Origin of the sequence: Rothia mucilaginosa ATCC 25296 (genome assembly GCF_000175615.1) — a bacterium.
GTDB classification, from domain to species: Bacteria; Actinomycetota; Actinomycetes; order Actinomycetales; family Micrococcaceae; genus Rothia; species Rothia mucilaginosa.
Genome location: NZ_ACVO01000007.1, coordinates 41,038 through 61,107, shown reverse-complemented (window position 1 = coordinate 61,107; position 20,070 = coordinate 41,038). Strand labels below are relative to the sequence as shown.

Genomic DNA, 20,070 nt, shown 5'->3' with positions numbered 1-20,070 from the left:
GCCGGGGCTTTTGCGTACCCGACCGGATGCGCAAAAGCGGGCACCTTCTTCGCGCCTGACCGCCTGCGCCTTCCTGCGAAACCTCGTGCGCCGCACGCCTTGACGTTCTGCGCTGCCCGCGAGGCACCCCTGTTTTAGTCGTCCCCGTTTTAAGAGAAGATAGAGTCATGGAAAAAATGAACGTCGAATCCTTCAACCTCGACCACCGCGCCGTAGCAGCACCCTACGTGCGTATCGCAGACCGCAAGGTCCTGCCCGGTGGCGACACCCTCATCAAGTACGATATCCGCTTCACCCAGCCGAACACCGCGCACCTGGAAATGCCGACCGTGCACTCCATCGAGCACCTGAGCGCCGAGCACATGCGCAACCACACCGACCGTCTGATTGACTTCTCCCCGATGGGTTGCCAGACCGGTTTCTACGCGCTGACCCTGGGCCTGGAGCCCGAGGATTTCTTCCCCATCCTGGAAGCAACCCTCAACGATATCCTCAACGCAACCGAGGTTCCGGCAGCGAACGAGGTGCAGTGCGGCTGGGGCGCCAACCACACCCTCGAAGGTGCGCAGGCTGCGGCTCGCGAGTTCCTCGCGGCACGCGATGAGTGGGCGCAGGTGATGGCGTAATGAGCGCACAGATCCCTGACGCTTTCGCATCCGCCTTCAACCCGGTGGACTTTGACCCGAACGCTTTCGACCCGGCTGAGGCGTTCAACAGCATGTTTGAGCTGATGGACGGCATGTCTAACGCCATCATCATTCAGGTGGCTATGGATGAGGAGCTCGCACCCTTCCTGAAAGTGACCGAGGAGCTGCAGCCGTCCTTCACCGAGGGCGCCGCAGTATTCCACCCGCGTTACCTGCAGGTGGGCGAGGACCAGGTTCCGCTGCTGCTGGTTCGCTCCAAGATTGGTCTGGTGAACGCGGCGAGCGCCGTCACCGAGGCGATTAGCTACTCCTCGAACTGCCTGGGCGTCATCAGCGCAGGTACCGCCGGCGGTTTGGCTCGCGGCATTAACGTGGGCGACGTGCTGATTGGCGAGAACTACACCTACACTGACGCCGACGCGACCGCGTTCGGTTACGCGCGCGGCCAGGTTCCGGGCATGCCCGAGAGCTACGGCGGCCAGGCGGATGAGTGGCAGGATGCCCTGGAGCATGCGCTCGCCGCACTGGAGCCGGTGCGTGAGCAGGCTGAGAGCGTGTGGGAGGTGCGCCGCGGCCAGATGCTGGCGGGTAACTCCTTCGTAACCGCCCACAACGTGAAGGACACCCGCGAGGCGTTTGATGGCGCTATCAGCACCGACATGGAGACCACCGCTATTGCGCAGGTCTGCCACAACTACGAGATTCCGTTTATCGGGGTGCGTTGCGTGTCTGATCTGTGCGGCCCGGAGGCTGACCAGGACTTCCACCTCTCCGTGGACGTGGTGGCTCCTCGTTCGGCTCGTTACGCGCTGCAGCTGGCTGCTGAGCTGTGGACCGAGGCGCAGCTGGAGGCGCTGGAGCTGGCTCTCTAAAGCTCTAGAGCATGCGGCACGAAGTGAGCTCGCATGCGGCAAGTGCCGGGGCGTGAACCTGACGGGTTTGCGCCCCGCTCTTTGCGCCCCGGTCCTTTTATGCCGGTCTTTTTTTGTACCCCAGTCTTTTTCTGATAAGGCACTTTGATGTACCCGGTCCGTAAGAAACGCAGAAATATTAACCGCGGTGAATATACATTCTGTGTGTCGTGGAGTACTATGAATGTGGAAACTGTCCGATCTCACAGAGGAGTACGTCGTGAAGTTCTGCCCGACTCTCGCCTCCGTCACCGGTCTGCTCGGTGGCTACAAGGTTGCATCTAGCACCGGCATCCGCCCGCTCGGTGGCGCTGTCCTGGCACTGTGCGGTGCCGTGGCTTACAAGAATTGGAAGCGTAAGGCTGGCGCAGGCCGTGCCACCTTCCTCACCGCTATCTACCTCGGCGCGTTTGGCGCCGCTCATCCGCTCGCCAAGAAGCTTGGCGCGTGGCCTGCAGTCTACACCGTGACTGCTGCAACCGCTCTGTGCTCTATCGTCATTGGACGTAAGCGACAGAAGTAGTCTTTGACGAAAAGACGGCGGAAAGGCAACGTTGCCTTCCCGCCGTCTTTTGCGTTCCCTCCCACCGTACCGGTTGGGTGGGGATGCGATGGGGCGACGCGCGAAGGCAACACCTTCCGCGTAACGCCCCATCACTCGATGGGGAGTGAATCAACCGGTACCGCTCTCAGCCGCCTGCTGAGCTGCGGCACCACCCGATAAGTTTCCCCGCCACCGGCGGGTACACCCCACGAGGTAAAGGAAAAGAAGAAGATGAATACCACTCCGGACTCATCCCCGGTACAGCAGGGAGCAGTAGCCTCCGAGAGCCCGCAGCTAGCGCGTGGACTCTCCCTGCGTCACATCATGTTCATCGCCCTCGGCTCCGCCATCGGCACCGGCCTGTTCTACGGCTCGGCATCCGCCATTCAGCTGGCGGGTCCCTCCGTGCTGCTTGCCTACGTTATTGGTGGCGCTGCAGTGTTCATGGTGATGCGCGCAATGGGCGAACTCGCTCTGGCGCACCCGGTCTCCGGAGCGTTCTCCGAATACGCCACCCGCTACCTCGGACGCTGGGCGGGTTTTGTGACCGGCTGGACCTACGCCCTGGAAATGGCGCTGGTCGCCATTGCGGACGTCACCGCCTTTGCCGTGTACATGAAGTTCTGGTTCCCGAACAGCCCCTCCTGGATTTGGATTGTTTCGGTCCTGCTGATTCTGCTCGCTATTAACCTGGCGAAGGTCAAGGCGTTTGGTGAGACCGAATTCTGGTTCACGCTCGTGAAGGTCAGCGCCATTGTCGCCATGATTGTTGGCGGTATCGCCCTGCTCTTCGTGGGTGTGCAGGCGCACGACTCCGTGGCGCCCTCGGTTACGAACCTCTGGGCTCTTGAAGGCGGCTTCTTCGCGAACGGTTTTACCGGCTTCCTCGCCTGCTTTACCGTGGTGATGTTTGCGTTCGGCGGTATTGAGAACATCGGTATTGCCGCCGGTGAGGCGAAGGACCCTCGCACCTCGATTCCCAAGGCGATTCGCACGGTGCCGTTCCGCATCCTCATCTTCTACATTCTGACCCTGTCGGTCATCATGTCCCTATACCCCTGGTACTCGGTGACGAAGGCGAACTCGCCGTTCGTGCAGATTTTTGAGGGTCTGGGCATTCCGGCTGCTGCTTCGATTCTGAACGTGGTCATCATTACCGCGGCAATCTCTGCGCTGAACGCGGACGTGTACGGTGCCGGCCGCATGATGTACGGCCTGGCGAAGCAGAACCTGGCGCCGGCTTCTTTCGCGAAGGTTACGAAGAACGGTGCGCCCTGGATGACCACCCTCATCATGGTGCTGGTTATGGCGGTCGGCGTGATTGTGAACGTGCTCTTCGAGAACGCGTTCGAGGTGGTCGCCTCCCTGGCAACCTTCGCGACCGTATTCGTGTGGGTCATGATTCTGCTGGCGCACATTGCCTTCAAGCGCAGCGGCGCCGATACCGAGGCACAGCCGGTGCGCCAGCCCCTGTGGCTGAGCTACCTGGCGTTGGCGTTCATGATCTTTATCGTGGTGCTCTTCGGATGCTTCGCGGACACCCAGCTGGCGCTGGTAATGGGCGCACTCTGGTGCCTGTTCCTGCTGGGCTACTACCGCCTCGTGGTTGTGCGCGCTCGCGCAGAAGCAGCAGAAGCATAGGGAGCAGAAGCACAGACACCGAATAAACGTAGAGCCCACTGAATAAACGTAGAGCCCGGTGCGAGGACTCGGCGTGAGAACCCGACTGTGAAGCCCGGCGACCGGTAGTGTGATGAGCTACCTGTCGCCGGGCTTCTGCTCACCCTTCCACGAAAGCGCCCCGGTAGCGTAGAATGGGAAGAACGCGTCTGCAGTCCGCAGTAGACGACGTGTATTACAGGGCGTAAGCCCACCACCCGGCGGCAACCGTCCGTACGGGACGTATGCGGTACTAACTCTAGGAGTTAAAAGTGGCACTGGATCCCGCTGTCAAGCAGGCAATCATCAAGGAATACGCAACCCACGAGGGCGACACCGGTTCGCCCGAGGTTCAGATTGCAGTTCTGTCTCGTCGTATCGCCGACCTGACCGAGCACCTGAAGTTCCACAAGCACGATCACCACTCCCGTCGTGGCCTGATGATCCTCGTTGGTCGTCGCCGCAACATGCTCGGCTACCTGAAGAGCGTCGACATCGAGCGTTACCGTTCGCTGATCGAGCGCCTGGGTCTGCGCCGATAAAACAGGAGCGTCTTGACGCTTTTGTGGTGATTAATCGCCTTTAGGCGGTGTGTGCGGACGTGCTGTCAGCACTACCAACCCTCCAACACGGAGGCGGGTAGCGCCAGCGCGTCCGTACTGCCGCGTTGAGGGGCGCATCTTCCGCTCGCTAGATTCCAACGCTAGATTCCAAGGCTAGAATCACAGCGAGAAATCGGTAGAAGACACCGCCCCACCTGAAAGAAAGAATAGAAGGCCGTACCGGCACACACGCCGCGGTCCTCGGTAGCGAATTACGGAACAACACCACCCCCACAACCGCGCCGACACACGTCGGGCACACGAAAAGGTAGGGGAGAGGTGCCGTGGTTTCCTATCGAAGGCCGACTCGTGCGCCGTACGGCCTGCCAAGAAGAAAGAAGGAACCGTGGAAGGTCCCGAAATCAAGTTTGCTGAAGTCGAAATCGACAACGGCATTCACGGTAAGCGCCACGTGCGCTTTGAAACCGGCCGCCTCGCAAAGCAGGCTGCTGGCTCCGTCCTCGTCACCATCGATGACGAGACCACCCTGCTCTCCGCAACCGCAATCGGCAAGTCTCCCCGTGAGGGCTTCGACTTCTTCCCGCTGACCGTGGACGTGGAAGAGCGCATGTACGCAGGCGGCAAGATTCCCGCATCGTACTTCCGCCGCGAAGGCCGCCCCAGCACCGAAGCAATCCTGGCTGCACGCCTGATTGACCGCCCGCTGCGTCCCGCCTTCACCAAGGGCATCCGCAACGAGGTGCAGGTCGTTGTGACCGTCCTGACCTACGAGCCGGACGAAATCTACAACACCTTCGCAATCAACGCTGCATCCGCATCGACCTCCCTGTCCGGTGCGCCGTTCAACGGCCCCATCGGTGGCGTGCGCATGGCACTGATCGACGGCCAGTGGGTTTGCTTCCCCAAGTACTCCCAGCTGGAAAACGCAGTGTTCGACATGGCTGTTGCAGGTCGTATCGTCACCAAGGCTGACGGTACCGAAGACGTCGCCATCATGATGGTTGAGGCAGAAGCAACCGACAACTCCTGGAAGCTCATCAAGGAAGACGGCCAGACCGCTCCCACCGAAGAGATCGTTGCAGAGGGCCTGGAAGCAGCTAAGCCCTTCATCGCAGCACTGTGCAAGGCGCAGGCTGACCTGGTGGCTCGCGCAGGCAAGCCCGCCCTGGAACTGCCCTTCTTCGGCGGCCACGGCGAAGACGTCGACGCAGCAGTTGAAGCATTCGCAGCAGACCGCCTGGCAGAGGTGTACTCCATCGCTGGCAAGCAGGAACGCGAAGCAGCAGCAGCCGAGCTGCAGGAAGAGCTCATGGAAGCTCTCACCGGCGAAGGTAAGGAATTCGAAGAGCGCTCCAACGAGGTCTCCGTAGCATTCGCTGCCCTGACCAAGCACGTGGTTCGCCAGCGCATCCTCACCGAGCAGGTCCGTATTGACGGCCGCGGCCTGACCGACATCCGCCAGCTCACCGCTGAGGTTGAAATCCTGCCCCGCGTTCACGGTTCCGCTCTCTTCGAGCGCGGCGAAACCCAGATCATGGGTATCACCACCCTGAACATGCTCAAGATGGAGCAGCAGCTGGACTCCCTGCACCCGGTCAAGTCCAAGCGCTACATCCACCACTACAACTTCCCGCCGTACTCCACCGGTGAGACCGGCCGCGTGGGTTCGCCCAAGCGCCGCGAAATCGGCCACGGTGCACTCGCAGAGCGCGCAATCACCCCGGTGCTGCCCTCCCGCGAAGAGTTCCCCTACGCAATCCGTCAGGTCTCTGAGGCCCTGGGCTCCAACGGCTCGACCTCCATGGGCTCGGTCTGCGCATCGACCCTGTCCCTGCTGAACGCCGGTGTGCCGCTGCGCGCACCCGTTGCAGGTATCGCAATGGGCCTGGTCTCTGACGAGGTTGACGGCGAAACCCGCTACGCAGCCCTGACCGACATCCTCGGCGCGGAAGACGCGCTGGGCGATATGGACTTCAAGGTTGCAGGTACCTCCGAGTTCGTGACCGCTATCCAGCTGGACACCAAGCTCGACGGTATCCCCGCATCCGTGCTCGCTGGCGCACTGACCCAGGCACGTGAGGCTCGCCTGCACATCCTCGAGGTGCTCGTCAGCGCGATTGACGCACCGGATGAGATGAGCGAGTTCGCACCGCGCATTATTTCTGTGAAGATCCCGGTTGCCAAGATCGGTGAGGTCATCGGCCCCAAGGGTAAGATGATCAACCAGATCCAGGAAGACACCGGCGCAGACATCTCCATTGAGGACGACGGCACCGTATACATCGGCGCAGCTGACGGCCCCTCCGCCGAGGCTGCCCGTGCGGCAGTGAACGCTATCGCTAACCCGCAGGTTCCCGAGGTGGGCGAACGCTACCTGGGTACCGTGGTGAAGGTGACCGACTTCGGCGCGTTCATCTCGCTGACCCCCGGTAAGGACGGCCTGCTGCACATCTCCGAGATGCGTAAGCTCAACGGCGGCAAGCGCGTTGTTGACGCTGAGGACGTTGTCTCCGTGGGCCAGAAGGTCCAGGTGGAGATCACCAAGATTGATGACCGTGGCAAGCTCTCGCTGGCACCGGTCGTTGAGGGTGGCGACGACGAGTAGTCGTAACCCCCGCTAAGTGATGAGGGGCGTTCGGCGCACCCGGTGCGGTTCACTCCCCGCCGGGTGTGCCGGGCGCCCCTCATTTTCATGAGGATAGAGAACAACAGAATGCAGACTGCTGTTCTCGCTATGAAAGGAATATCGGAATTGTCGACTCGACGAGATACGACGATTGACGTTGCCAAGGGCCTCGCGATTATCGCGATCGTCTTTGGTCATATTCATCGAGGAATGTGGGCGTCAGGGTTGGGCACCGAGGCCCTGCGCCCCTACAAGTTCATGCTGGATTACGGGGTTTACTTCTGGCACCTGGTAGTTTTTGCCTTCCTGAGCGGCCTGTTCGTGTCGCGAGGAGCGTTGAAGACTACTCCCTCCTCGTACCTGACGAAACGTCTGGTTCTCTTCGGATACCTGTACGTCATTTGGCAGGTTCTACAGGTGGGTATGAAGCTTGTACTTCCGTCTAATTCTTCCGATAAGACGACTGTGATGAGCCTGCTGGAACTGTGGAAGCCTGAGGGGCAGCTTTGGTTCTTCCCCTGGCTCATGATTGTCACCATCATCGCTGTGCTGGGGCGCGTCTGGCAGAAGGACGTCAAGGCCTACGTTATTGTGGCGGTATGCGCAATCCTCGCCGTTGCGTTCTGGGGCTACAGCGGTGACTACGTGGGAACGCAGGGTATCTCCCTGGCGGTCTTCTTCATGCTTGGCGTGGCTCTTGGCCACGAGAAGTTCCAGGCTATGATGGAGTCTGTATCGCTGGCGGTTCATGCCGTTATCGCGGTCGTTGGTCTGGTTGTCTACACCGTCATCCTGGTGAATGTGCAGGCCGCTCCGCCGACCGTCGTGCCGTACTTTGCGAACAACCCGGCGGCTATTGCTGTCGGTATTGTCGCCTCCCTGCTGTCGTCGCTGGCGGTGCTCTCGATCTCCTACCTGCTGGCACGGGCTCCGTGGAGCGGCTGGCTCGTCTACCTGGGACGTCACTCCCTGGAAATCTTTATCGCGCACATCGTGTGCGGTGCCGCTTTCCGTTTCGTACTGACGAAGTCTGGTCTTTTCTCGGTACCTCTGTTCCTAGTGGGGGGTACGATTTTTGCGATCCTCGCCTCGCTGCTGCTGGGGTACTGCGCACGAAAGCTCCGGATTCCGCTCTTTACCCTGCCGCGTCCCATTGAACAAAAGATTAGCTAACCGAACTCACATCGAAGGACACTGAATGTCTATTTCCCTGCCCGTCGAGCTTGACGCCATCGCCGAGGAGCTCGACTACGAGCGTGGCCGCCTCATCTACGAGGGTGCGGGCGGCAACGAGGTGCGCCGCTCCATCCTGCCCGGTGGCGTGCGCGTCATTACCGAGAAGATGCCCGGCACGCGCGGCGTGTCCATCGGCTTCTGGGTGGGGGTGGGCTCGCGTGACGAGGCTCCCGGCATGCTCGGCTCCACCCACTTCCTGGAGCACCTGCTGTTCAAGGGCACCGGCACCCGCACCGCCCTGGACATCGCATCCTCCTTCGACGCGGTAGGCGGCGAATCCAACGCCCTGACCGCTAAGGAGCACACCTGCTACTACGCGCGTGTGCTCGACGATGACGCGCCCATGGCGGTGGACGTCATTACCGACATGGTCACCAACGCCCTGCTGGACCCGGCTCACCTGGAGCAGGAACGCGGCGTGATCCTTGAAGAAATCGCCATGGACCAGGACGACCCGACCGACGTTGCTTTCGAGAACTTCGTGGAGCAGCTCATGGGTGAGAACCCGCTGGGCCGCCCCATTGGCGGTACCCCGCAGGAGATTACCGAGGTGCCGCGTGACGCCGTGTGGGAGCACTACAAGCGCTACTACACCCCGGACCGCCTGGTCATTTCTGCCGCAGGTTCGCTGGAGCACAGCACCATGGTCCGCCTCGTGCTGGAGGCGCTGACCCGCTACGGCTGGAACCTGCAGGAGGGCGTGGCACCGGCACCGCGTCGCGTACGCACCGACAGCGGCATTGTTCCGCTGAGTGAGCTGCGTGAGGTGGAGAAGGGCTTCGAACAGACCAACATTGTGATGGGCTGCCCGAGCATTATCGCCGGTGACGACCGCCGCTACGCGATGAGCGTGCTGACCAGCGCGTTCGGTGCGGGCATGTCCTCGCGCCTGTTCCAGGAGATTCGCGAGAAGCGCGGTCTGGCCTACAGCACGTTCGCGTTCTCCGGTGCGTACTCGGATGCCGGCTACTTCGGCATGTACGCGGGCTGCCTGCCCGCTAAGACCGAGCAGGTGCGCGAGGTTATGGGCTACGAGTTTGATAAGCTCGCCACCGCCGGTATTACCGAGGAGGAGCTGACGAAGGTCCGCGGCCAGCTGGCTGGTTCCACCGTGCTCGGTAGCGAGGATTCGGGTTCGCGCATGTCCCGCCTGGGTCGCGCCGAGCTGGACTCTGGACTGTTCACCAGCACCGATGAGCTGCTGGAGAAGATCCGCGCGGTCTCCCTGGAGGAGGTTCGTGACCTGGCGGCGTACCTGGGGCAGCAGCAGATGATTACCACCATCGTGCGCTAACCCTCAACGCGAATAAGGCACAAAAATGCCCGTTCCCACACCCCGCTAAATCGGGGGAGGGAACGGGCATTTTGTATGTATCGGCACCTATCAAAGAGACGATTCCAAGAAGCGCTTCCGGGTGCTCTGCCACCCATGCTCTTGACGCTCAGCATGAGCGGCAGAACCCGAAAAGCTACCTTTGAGAGCTACTACTTCTGTGCCTTGGCAATAGCTTCCATCAGCACCTGGGCGTAGAGCTCCTGACCGGCAGCCTCCGGGTGAACGCCGTCAGAGGCCAGCAGACCGCTCTGAGTCTGCAGAGCCTGGCGGATCGTAGAGTTCCAATCCGCAATAATTACGCGATCAGAATGCTGAGCCGCAAACTCACGAATCTTACCGTTCGAGTAGTCAATCCAGGTCAGGTTGCGCGGGCCGTAACCGGTGACCAGCACCAGCTTAGAATCGGAGGGCATAGCCGCCAGAACCTCGTCGAGCTGACCGTCCAGAATGGTCGAGTTCGCGGTCACCGACAGCACGAAGGTCTTACGAATCTGGCCGTTGGCACCCATGGACTTAATAATCGGCAGGGCCTTGGCGATGGTGCGTGCCTCAGCCGCATCGATGGACGCTTCGGGCATCTTGTCGTACAGCTCGGGGGATACCGCCACCACAATGGAGTCACCCACAATGGTCACCTGCGAAGAATCCACCGAACCGGTTGAAGCCTTCGACGCCGAGGGGCTTGCCGAAGCCTTCGCGTCCTTACCTGCAGCGCTCGGGCTTGCCGATGCGCTCGCAGCCTGCGCCTCCTGACGAGCCTTCATACGCTCAGCGGCAGCACGCTTGCCGTCCTCAACAGACTGCTGGGCGGTAGTCATCGCCGGAGCGGTGTGCACCGCCAGACCGGTCGAAGCAGCCGCCACAACAGCGGCAAGAGCCACCGAAACCGGCAGGAACTTAGTGCGCGAGGACTGGAAAGCCGCCACCACACGGTTAGCGCTACCGCGGAAACCGTAGCGGCGAATCGGGGTCTCAACCCAGCGGTACGACATCTCCGCAATAGCGAAGGTCGCCACCAGAACGCCCACGTTTACCAGCGGGGAGCGGTCAGCGCCCAGGGCGTAGTGCATGACCACGGCGAGCGGCCAGTGCCACAGGTACAGGCCGTAGGAACGTTCGCCCACCCAGCGTAGGGGAGCGAAGTTCAGCAGGCGGCGCAGCACCTCGGAAGCGCCAGCAAGCATGTCGGGAAGCATGCCCTGAATCACGCCCAGTGCCAGCAGGGAGGCGCCAAACAGGCCCCAGGGAATCGCACCGGGTGCGGACTCAGGAATGAGGATTGCGTAGGGAATCAGCGCGAACAGGGACAGCCAGCTGATCATGACGCGGGCGAAGGCGACCAGGCCGAAGGGCTGAGCCACGCGGTACAGCACGGACTGCTGCAGCGGCGGGTACAGCGACCAGGGGCGCGCAAACGCCAGCAGGGCGCCGAGTAGCAGGCCGTACAGGTGAGTGTCGGTGCCGTAGTAGACGCGGCTAATGGGTGCGCCGGACATCAGAAGAGCGGTAGCAACGCTCAGTGACGCAATAATGCCCAGCACCATAACCACGCTGAAGCGACGCCACGAACGGCGCAACAGCACGCCAGCGCCAACAATGAGCAGCGGCCACACCACGTAGAACTGTTCTTCCACTGCCAGGGACCAGAAGTTTGTGAAGAGCTCCGGGGAGGTCTGCGCGAAGTAGTCATTACCGGCAAAAATGGAAATCCAGTTGGACGAGAAGGTCGCCGCACCGGCGAGCTGTCGGCCGAGGTTCACCTGAATATCGCCGCCAATGAGCAGGCTGACCGGTCCCATGACCAGAATCAGCAGGGTAATGGCGGGAAGCAGTCGGCGGGCACGGCGAATCCAGAAGTTGCCCAGGGCAATTTTGCCGGTGAGAGCACCTTCACGCAGAAGCAGGGAGGTAATCAGGAAACCGGAGATGACGAAGAAAATATCCACGCCGATCATGCCGCCGGGTAGTACGGTGGGCCAGAAATGGTACACCATCACGAGGAGCACAGCGATTGCTCGCAGGCCGTCCAGACCCGGCAGAATATATCGCCGGTTAGCCTCATCTGGACGCACGGAGGAGGTAAAGAGGGACTTCATACTGTGAAAGCACTCCGTAGGATGGAAAATAGAGAAATACTTCCTAATTATATGGTTGCTATCTATAGATAGCGTATTAAACGGCTTATATGACGGTTAGATTATTGCGCTTTTTATGCCGTTGAGGTTCCGTGGGGCATCTCACCCAGTGTGTGCGATGGCGTGCACCGCGCTCACACGGGGATAATAGAGGCTGTACGTCACAGCGTCTGCCCCATCGTCGGGGTGCTCATAAGTTACGGAGGAGAGAAGATGGCCCGCGAGGGTAACGAAAAAATCTGGAAGGTAGCGGTACTCGGTGCCGCGGGCCGTATGGGTTCTGAGGCGGTGCGCGCCGTCAACACCTCCGCAGACATGGACCTGGTGGCGGCACTGGGCCGCGGCGACGACCTGCAGGAGCTGGTCGATGCCGGCGCAGAGATTGTTATTGACCTGACCGTTCCCGAATCCAGCGAGGCGAATGTGCGTTTCGCGGTGGAGCACGGTATGCACGCGGTGGTTGGTACGACCGGTTGGACCCCCGAGCGTCTGAACTCCCTGCGCGAACTGCTGGCTGAGCACCCCGAGGTGGGTGTGCTCATCGCCCCGAACTTTGCGATTGGTTCGATTCTCGCCACCGAGTTCGCGGCGAAGGCGGCACGCTACTTCGAATCGGTAGAAATTATCGAGATTCACCACCCGAATAAGGTAGACGCCCCCTCCGGTACCGCTGTGCACACCGCCCGCAAGGTGGCTGCCGCCCGCGCGGAGGCTGGCGTGGGCGCAAGCCCGGATGCCACCACCTCCGACCCTTTGGGTTCGCGCGGCGCCGTAATCGACGATATTCACGTACATGCGGTGCGTCTGCGCGGCATGGTGGCGCATCAGGAGATTCTGCTGGGCGATCCCGGTCAGCAGCTCGTGATTCGTCACGATTCCTTTGACCGTGCCTCCTTCATGCCCGGTGTTCTGCTGGGTGTGCGTGAGGTGGCGGCGCATCCGGGTTTGAGCGTGGGCTTGGACGCCTACATGGATTTGTCGTAGGGGAGCGTTATGTCTGAACAGACTTCACCCGACGCCTCGCCGGTATCTTCCGAGGCTCGTAGCCCCTGGTGGACTTCGCTGCGTCTGTGGACTGTCTGCGCCTGCGTGCTGATGGTGCTGACCGTGCTGATTCTGCCACTGCCTTTGGCGGCGCGTGCCTCTATTATGGGTGTGCTGATTTTTAGTGCTGTCTTTGTGACGGTGGATGCTGGCGGATTCGGCAAGACCTTCGCGGCGCTGACCTGCGCGCTGCTGACCCTGTACCTGGTGCATATTGCGCAGCAGGGCTTCGTGATGCTCACTTCCGGTTCTGTGGCTGGCATTGTTCTTGGCGCGGGTATGATCCTGCTCCCGATTCTGGGTGCGTGGGCGCTGGTGCGTGAGGTGCTTTTCGGCGCTTGTATTCAGCGTATGGCTCAGGAGCTGGCTGCTTCGGGTGAGCTTGCGGAGGATACCCTGCCTCGCACCCCGGCGGGTCGTGTGGACCGTGAGGCTGCGGCGGTGGAGTTCGAGAGCTTCGCCGCGGCGGTGGAGCAGGAGCCGAATAACTGGAAGGCATGGTTCAACCTGGCGTGCATGTATGATGCGGGCGGCGAGCGTAAGCGTGCTCGTGCGGCGATGCGCAACGCGTGGGCGTTGCGTTCGGGCGGTCAGGCGAAGGGCATGCGTTAGGCGCTAGCGCTGCGATCCCTAGTCAATGCCACATTTATTTTCGGTATGAGACTGATAACGCCGAGGCTATGTGCCCGGTTTCATAGGCTCTCGTGGAAGTACCGCGGGTTTGAAAGAGTCCGAATTGTAGAACACGCATGAAAACTTATGCGTTCTGTAGCAAAAATCTGCATTTCGGGCGTACTCTGGACATATGTCTGAGAACCTTTCGAACCCCGGTACTTTTGTTGAGCCTGTCTTTGGTCGCCTCCTGACCGCAATGGTGACCCCCTTCGCGAAGGACGGCTCCGTTGATGAAAAGCAGGTCGCAGACCTGGCGAACTACCTTGTGGAGAACGGCCACGACGGCCTGGTGGTCTGCGGTACCACCGGTGAGTACTCCACCATGACCGATGACGAGAACGAGCGCGTCTTCCAGATTGTGAAGGATACCGTCGGTTCTCGTGCGAAGATTATTGCCGGTGTTGGTTCGAACGACACCGCGCACACCATTGAGCTGGCACACCGTGCCGAAAAGGTTGGCGTGGACGGCCTGCTGGTTGTGACCCCCTACTACAACAAGCCGACTCAGCCGGGTGTCTACGCCCATTTTGCGACCGTTGCTCAAGCAACTGAGACCCCCGTCATGCTTTACGATATTCCGGGTCGTGCAGGCATCCCCATCGCACCCGAAACCTACCGCCGCCTTGCAGAAATTGATAGTATTGTAGCGGTGAAAGACGCCAAGGCAGACTTTGGTGCCGCAACCGAGGTCATGGCAACCACCGACCTGCACTACTACAGCGGCGACGACGGACTGACCCTTCCCTGGATGGCAATGGGTGCCGTCGGCCTCGTTTCGGTGACCGCACATGTGGCACCCGCACTCTTCCGTGCCCTGATTGATGCTGTCGTTGCACAGGACCTGGTGGAGGCTCAGCGTCTTCACCTGGAACTGACTCCGATTGTCCGAGCAACTATGGGCCGTGCCCCCGGTTGCGTTGCCGCCAAGGAAATTCTTTCCTGGCAGGGTGTGCTGGATGAGCCCGTTGTTCGCCTGCCGCACGTACTCTCCGAACCGGAGGTTGCCCAGGCTATGCGAGCTGACCTGCTCTCCTCGAGCATCGCTCACACCCTGAAGAACGCCTAAACTTTAACGCTGACCCAGCGTATGCAATAGCGCGGGGAGCGTATATATAGAGGACTTCGGCTACCGTCCACCCCGACTTCGGGGCGCATGATGTAGCCAACGGACGCGGACTCCACACCTAACACTAGGTGAGGGGTCCGCTCTGGCGTATTGCCGCGGTTTACCGTCGATGATTCGGCCCACCACTCAGACAGGGGCCCAGCTTAGGTAGAGGCACCCGCGCACTACACCCCAAATACTTTTGAATACTTTCGGTGATTTGGACGCACCGGCAGCACCCCACCTCCTCGGCATGTGAGAGCCGAACCGGCGGGAGCGCTTGCGGTACGAAGCGTCGCCTACGAATCACAGACATCACAAGAAAACATAGAAGAAAGAGGAGACACACGATGAGCGTCTTTGAAGCGAATCTTCCCCTCCCTCCCCGCCTGAAGAAGGACACCCTGCGCGTGGTGCCCCTGGGCGGCCTGGGCGAAGTCGGTCGTAACATGACCGTGTACGAAATCAACGGCAAGCTGCTGATTGTTGACTGCGGCGTGCTCTTCCCCGAAGAGTCCCAGCCCGGCGTGGACCTGATCCTGCCCGACTTCAGCTACATTGTCGACCGTCTGGACGACGTGGTTGCCATGGTACTGACCCACGGCCACGAGGACCACATCGGCGCGGTTCCCTACCTGCTGCGCCGCCGCCCCGACATCCCCCTGGTCGGTTCCGAACTGACCCTGGCACTGGTTGAGGCGAAGCTCGCCGAGCACCGCATCAAGCCCTACACCCTCGCGGTGAAGGAGCACCAGGTGGAGCGTTTCGGTCCGTTCGAGTGTGAGTTCGTTGCTGTGAACCACTCGATTCCGGATGCGCTGGCTGTCTACATCCGCACCAAGGCAGGCAAGGTTCTGCACACCGGTGACTTCAAGATGGACCAGCTACCGCTGGATGGTCGCATCACCGACCTGCGCCACTTTGCTCGCCTGGGCGAGGAGGGCGTGGACCTGTTCCTGCCGGACTCCACCAACGCTGAGGTTCCCGGCTTCACCCCGACCGAGAAGCACATCGGTCCGGTGCTGTCGAACGTTTTCCGCGACGCAAGCGGCCGCATCATTGTGGCGTCCTTCTCCTCGCACGTTCACCGCGTGCAGCAGGTACTGGACGCAGCCGCTGAGCGTGGCCGCAAGGTCGTGCTCGTGGGCCGCTCCATGGTGCGTAACATGACCATTGCCGAGAAGCTGGGCTACCTGAAGGTCCCCGCTAACGTGCTGGTGGACCTGAAGAAGGTTGACGACTACCGCCCCGACCAGATCGTGATGATGTGCACCGGTTCGCAGGGTGAGCCGATGGCGGCACTGTCGCGCATGGCGAACGGTGACCACAAGATTCAGATTGAGCCCGGCGACACCGTGGTGCTCGCCTCCTCGCTGATTCCCGGTAACGAGACCAGCGTCTTCCGCATCATTAACGCCCTCATGAAGCTGGGCGCTAACGTGGTGCACAAGGGCAATGCGAAGGTTCACGTTTCCGGTCACGCTGCCGCGGGTGAGCTGCTGTACTGCTACAACATTCTCAAGCCGAAGAACGTTATGCCGGTTCACGGCGAGGTTCGCCACCTGATCGCTAGCGGTGACCTGGCGATGGAGACCGGCGTTCCGAAGAAGAACGTGCTGCTCTGCGAGTCCGGCACCGTCGTGGATCTGCGCGATGGCGTGGCGTCCGTGGTGGGCGAGGTTCCCTGCGAGTACCTGTACGTTGACGGCCGCTCCGTCGGTGAGGTCACCGAGAGCGACCTGAAGGACCGCCGCATCCTGGGCGAAGAGGGCTTCGTGTCCATCGTGACCGTCGTGGACCGCGCAACCAAGCGCGTGGTGACTGGCCCGGATATTCACGCTCGCGGTATCGCGGAGGACGACGCGGTATTCGACGAGATTGTTCCGAAGATTACCGCCGCCCTGGAGGATGCTCTGCACCGCGCACCCGAGAAGGTGCACACCGTGCAGCAGCTGCAGCAGATTGTGCGCCGCACCATCGGTGCCTGGATTTCTCGCCGTCTGCGCCGCAAGCCCATGATTGTTCCCGTGGTTGTTGAGAACACCTCGAAGGCCGCGAAGAACTAATACTCTGCGCGAGGCTAGTCGCCTGTCATAGCGAAAAGGCGGGGTCGATACGTTGTGTCGGCCCCGCCTGCTGTGTATCTGCAGAATGTACGGGCGGAAAGCTACGTGAAAGCGAATGCGGTAGGGGAGAAGCGCCTCATCAGCGCCCTATCAATGCCCTCACAGAGACAGGGCGGGGCACACTTTTTAGCTCACTGATAACGAAAGAATCGATACATTAACGGGAAGGTTGATACCCTAAAAGGTATGGCTCCACGGACCACGAAGGGTCGTAACACGACCTCTACTAAAGCAAACACTAAGAAGACCACCCGCAAGCGCACCACCTCCCGAGGCGGTGCCCAGCGCGGTGCCAACGCGGCGAACCCTGTAGCGGGCGCTATTTCCTCCGTCTGGCTGAGCATCGCTCACGCTATCGGTGGGCTCTTCCGCTCCATTGGCGCGGTGCGCACCGACCTTGCGCCCGAAGACCGCCGTGACGGCGGCGCGCTCACCATTCTGCTGTTCGGCCTCATCAGCGCCGGAGTGGAATGGTACAACTGGCGTGCCCACACCTCCCTCGGTTTGTTGCGTGCGCCCCTGGACGCCTGGCACACGATGCTGGGCGGTATCTTCGGTCAGGGCGCCCTGCTGGTCCCGGTGTTCTGCCTCATCATGGCGTGGTGCGTTTTCCGTGGACCCGACCTGATTAAACGTAATAACCGCGTGGCGTTGGGCTCCTTCATCATCCTGGTGGCGACCTCCCTGTTCTTTGCTCGCCATGCGGGTCACCCGACCTTCGCGGATGGTTTTGACGCCGTCTGGGCTGGTGGTGGTGTGGCTGGCGTGCTGCTGGGCACCCCCATTGTGCGTGTGAGCGGCGGTATTGCGTTCGTTGAGATTCTGATTCACCTGCTTCTGGGTATTGCCGGTCTGATGGTTCTGACGAATACCCCGATTCGTCAGGTGGTGCCGCGTACTTTGCACCTGGTCGGTCTGGCTCTGGGTGAGAAGCCGAACGGCACGACTCGAACCTCCGCGAAGGATAGCCCTTCGGATGCGACTCAGACCGTGGACCTGAACGCTGAGGAGCATGACCGCAGCTACCTGTACGAGGACGAGAAGCCGGCACGCACGCCTCAGAAGTCTGGCGGCCTGTTCGCTCGTCTGCGCGGCTGGTTGGGCATTGCTCCCGCTGCGTCGACCGATTCTTCCCTGGACGAGTACGCCGGTGATGAAGCATTCGTGAGCGCCGTGGTGGATGAGACTCACCCGGAGACCACGCAGATGCCGGTACAGCCGGAGGACTCTGCACAGGATTCTGCGCAGGCATCCGCTCAGCAGACGCGCCCGGCGGCTAAGCCGAACCGTCTGTCCCGTCTGCCCGGTCGCCTCAATCAGGCACCGGCCGCGCAGGGTGCGTCCGCCCAGGGTACCTCTGCACAGAACGGCGCTTATTCGAGCAGCCCTGACCTCTTTGACGTTGAGGCGTCGGATGCGCCCGCAGCCCGCCTGGATCAGGTGCAGCGCGCCGCTGTGGCGAACGGCCGCGTGAACCGTATTCCTGGCGAGGAGCCTCTCTTTGACGTTGAGGCATACGACGGCTTCGGCGCCGCTGAGGAAGCTGCACCGCAGACGAAGCCGCACCAGATGGTGAACCCTGCACAGTCTGCCGCTCCGGCTTCCGCGTCCCAGGCTCCTGCCGCACCCGCGGCTCAGCCTCCGATTCCGACCCGCATGCACTCGCCCGGCGCGCACCCGAAGAACGCGGCTCCCGCGGCTTCGCGAGCGCCCGAGGCTGGCGCATCCCGCCCGCTGCAGAACAATACTCAGGTGGCGACCACCGAGCAGGCGCGCGGCGAGCAGGTTGTGCAGTCCTCCCGCGGCGCGTACGTGCTGCCTTCTGAGGAGATGCTGGTTTCTGGCCCGCCCGCTAAGGAATCCTCCGAGGTCAACGAGCACGTGGTTGAGGCTCTGACGAATGTGCTGGAGCAGTTCAAGGTGGATGCGCAGGTCACCGGCTTCTCGCGCGGCCCGACCGTGACCCGTTACGAGATTGAGCTGGGTCCCGCCACGAAGGTGGAGCGTGTGACCGCGCTGAGCAAGAACATTGCGTACGCTGTGGCGAGCCCGGATGTTCGTATTCTGTCCCCGATTCCGGGTAAGTCCGCGATTGGTATTGAGATTCCGAATACGGACCGTGAGACCGTTGCCCTGGGTGATGTGCTGCGTTCCCCGCAGGCTCACGCGAACCAGCACCCGATGGTCATGGGTGTGGGTAAGGACGTTGAGGGCGGTTTCGTGCTGGCGAACCTCGCGAAGATGCCGCATATGCTGGTCGCTGGTGCGACCGGTGCCGGTAAGTCTTCGTTCGTGAACTCGATGATTACCTCGATTCTGATGCGCGCAACCCCCGACCAGGTGCGCCTGGTGATGGTTGACCCGAAGCGTGTGGAGCTGACCGCCTATGAGGGTATTCCGCACCTGATTACGCCCATCATTACGAACCCGAAGAAGGCCGCTGAGGCTCTTCAGTGGGTGGTTCGTGAGATGGACGCCCGCTACGACGACCTCGCCCACTACGGCTACAAGCACGTAGACGACTTCAACAAGGCGGTGCGTGAGGGTAAGGTTCAGCCCGATCCCGGTAGCAAGCGCACGGTGCACGAGTACCCGTACCTGCTGGTGATTGTTGACGAGCTCGCCGACCTGATGATGGTCGCCCCGCGTGACGTGGAAGAGGCGATTGTTCGTATTACGCAGCTGGCGCGTGCGGCGGGTATTCACCTGGTGCTGGCGACCCAGCGTCCGTCGGTGGATGTGGTGACCGGTCTGATTAAGGCGAACGTTCCGTCTCGTATGGCGTTTGCGACCTCCTCGGTCACTGACTCTCGCGTGGTGCTGGATCAGCCCGGCGCGGAGAAGCTGATCGGTCAGGGTGACGCGCTCTTCCTGCCGATGGGTGCCTCGAAGCCGATGCGTGTTCAGGGCGCGTGGGTGTCTGAGTCTGAGATTCACGCCGTGGTTGAGCACGTGAAGAAGCAGGCGCCGACCATCTACCGTGAGGACGTGATGGTCTCTGCCGCGAAGAAGCAGATTGATGAGGAAATCGGCGATGACCTCGACGATCTGCTGCAGGCGGCGGAGATTGTGATTACGACCCAGTTCGGTTCAACCTCGATGCTGCAGCGTAAGCTACGCATGGGCTTCGCGAAGGCCGGACGCATCATGGACCTGCTGGAGTCGCAGGGCGTGGTGGGCCCCTCGGAGGGCTCGAAGGCACGTGAGGTGCTTATCCGCCCGGACGACCTGCAGGCGACCCTGGCGCGTATTCGCGGTGAGGAGCCTCCGGCTGCCGACCCGTACGCGAATGCGGTGGACCCGGGCGAGCCGGTCACCGACTATTTCGATGAGCCCGATGATGAGGGCTCGGAGGACGCCTGGCAGCTGACCGGCCGCTAGTCCTTCAGCGCCCTATCCATTCGGCTGAGTCCACTCGGCTGAGTGAGTGCGCGACATGCACCCCGTACCGTCCCTGTGATGT

General features: G+C 61.4%; 14 protein-coding genes. 13 read left to right on the top strand and 1 reads right to left on the bottom strand.

Features of this window, described 5'->3' with window-relative positions; translation table 11 throughout:
- The first annotated feature begins 167 nt into the window (after positions 1-167).
- The 8 genes from ROTMU0001_RS02265 to ROTMU0001_RS02230 all read left to right on the top strand — a co-directional run bounded on the left by ROTMU0001_RS02265 (position 168) and on the right by ROTMU0001_RS02230 (position 9,480).
- Positions 168-626, top strand: a complete 459-nt coding sequence (locus ROTMU0001_RS02265) for an S-ribosylhomocysteine lyase (RefSeq protein WP_005507905.1) — start codon at positions 168-170, stop codon at positions 624-626.
- Positions 626-1,519, top strand: a complete 894-nt coding sequence (gene mtnN, locus ROTMU0001_RS02260; protein WP_005507904.1) for a 5'-methylthioadenosine/S-adenosylhomocysteine nucleosidase — start codon at positions 626-628, stop codon at positions 1,517-1,519. The genes ROTMU0001_RS02265 and mtnN overlap by 1 nt, the downstream gene beginning before the upstream one ends.
- A 223-nt stretch (positions 1,520-1,742) precedes the next feature.
- Positions 1,743-2,081 carry a hypothetical protein gene (locus ROTMU0001_RS02255; RefSeq protein WP_044142243.1) on the top strand — a complete coding sequence of 113 codons (339 nt, stop codon included), beginning with the start codon at positions 1,743-1,745 and terminating at the stop codon, positions 2,079-2,081.
- A gap of 252 nt (positions 2,082-2,333) precedes the next feature.
- On the top strand, positions 2,334-3,743 hold the full coding sequence (locus ROTMU0001_RS02250; protein ID WP_005507902.1) for an amino acid permease: 1,410 nt from the start codon (positions 2,334-2,336) through the stop codon (positions 3,741-3,743).
- Between the two features lie 290 nt (positions 3,744-4,033).
- Complete coding sequence (gene rpsO, locus ROTMU0001_RS02245; RefSeq protein ID WP_005507098.1) at positions 4,034-4,303, top strand: 30S ribosomal protein S15; 270 nt, start codon at positions 4,034-4,036, stop codon at positions 4,301-4,303.
- 406 nt (positions 4,304-4,709) lie between these two features.
- Complete coding sequence (locus tag ROTMU0001_RS02240) at positions 4,710-6,929, top strand: polyribonucleotide nucleotidyltransferase (RefSeq protein ID WP_005507901.1); 2,220 nt, start codon at positions 4,710-4,712, stop codon at positions 6,927-6,929.
- Between the two features lie 147 nt (positions 6,930-7,076).
- Positions 7,077-8,123 (top strand): acyltransferase family protein, encoded by a 1,047-nt coding sequence (locus ROTMU0001_RS02235; RefSeq protein ID WP_162013008.1) that lies wholly within the window; start codon positions 7,077-7,079, stop codon positions 8,121-8,123.
- A gap of 25 nt (positions 8,124-8,148) precedes the next feature.
- Complete coding sequence (locus tag ROTMU0001_RS02230) at positions 8,149-9,480, top strand: M16 family metallopeptidase (RefSeq protein ID WP_005507899.1); 1,332 nt, start codon at positions 8,149-8,151, stop codon at positions 9,478-9,480.
- A 191-nt stretch (positions 9,481-9,671) separates the two neighbouring features.
- Here the strand turns inward: ROTMU0001_RS02230 and ROTMU0001_RS02225 are convergent, their stop codons facing one another.
- Positions 9,672-11,618 carry an acyltransferase family protein gene (locus ROTMU0001_RS02225; protein ID WP_005507898.1) on the bottom strand — a complete coding sequence of 649 codons (1,947 nt, stop codon included), beginning with the start codon at positions 11,616-11,618 and terminating at the stop codon, positions 9,672-9,674.
- Between the two features lie 252 nt (positions 11,619-11,870).
- On the opposite strand from ROTMU0001_RS02225, the gene dapB reads away from it, so the two are divergent.
- The 5 genes from dapB to ROTMU0001_RS02200 all read left to right on the top strand — a co-directional run bounded on the left by dapB (position 11,871) and on the right by ROTMU0001_RS02200 (position 19,988).
- Positions 11,871-12,641 carry a 4-hydroxy-tetrahydrodipicolinate reductase gene (gene dapB, locus ROTMU0001_RS02220; RefSeq protein WP_005507897.1) on the top strand — a complete coding sequence of 257 codons (771 nt, stop codon included), beginning with the start codon at positions 11,871-11,873 and terminating at the stop codon, positions 12,639-12,641.
- A 9-nt stretch (positions 12,642-12,650) separates the two neighbouring features.
- Positions 12,651-13,313 (top strand): tetratricopeptide repeat protein, encoded by a 663-nt coding sequence (locus ROTMU0001_RS02215; protein ID WP_005507896.1) that lies wholly within the window; start codon positions 12,651-12,653, stop codon positions 13,311-13,313.
- A gap of 193 nt (positions 13,314-13,506) precedes the next feature.
- Positions 13,507-14,442, top strand: coding sequence for a 4-hydroxy-tetrahydrodipicolinate synthase (gene dapA, locus ROTMU0001_RS02210; RefSeq protein WP_005507895.1), 936 nt, complete (start codon positions 13,507-13,509; stop codon positions 14,440-14,442).
- A 389-nt stretch (positions 14,443-14,831) separates the two neighbouring features.
- On the top strand, positions 14,832-16,547 hold the full coding sequence (locus ROTMU0001_RS02205; RefSeq protein WP_005507894.1) for a ribonuclease J: 1,716 nt from the start codon (positions 14,832-14,834) through the stop codon (positions 16,545-16,547).
- A 246-nt stretch (positions 16,548-16,793) separates the two neighbouring features.
- On the top strand, positions 16,794-19,988 hold the full coding sequence (locus ROTMU0001_RS02200) for an FtsK/SpoIIIE family DNA translocase (RefSeq protein WP_005507893.1): 3,195 nt from the start codon (positions 16,794-16,796) through the stop codon (positions 19,986-19,988).
- The last annotated feature ends 82 nt before the right edge of the window (positions 19,989-20,070 follow it).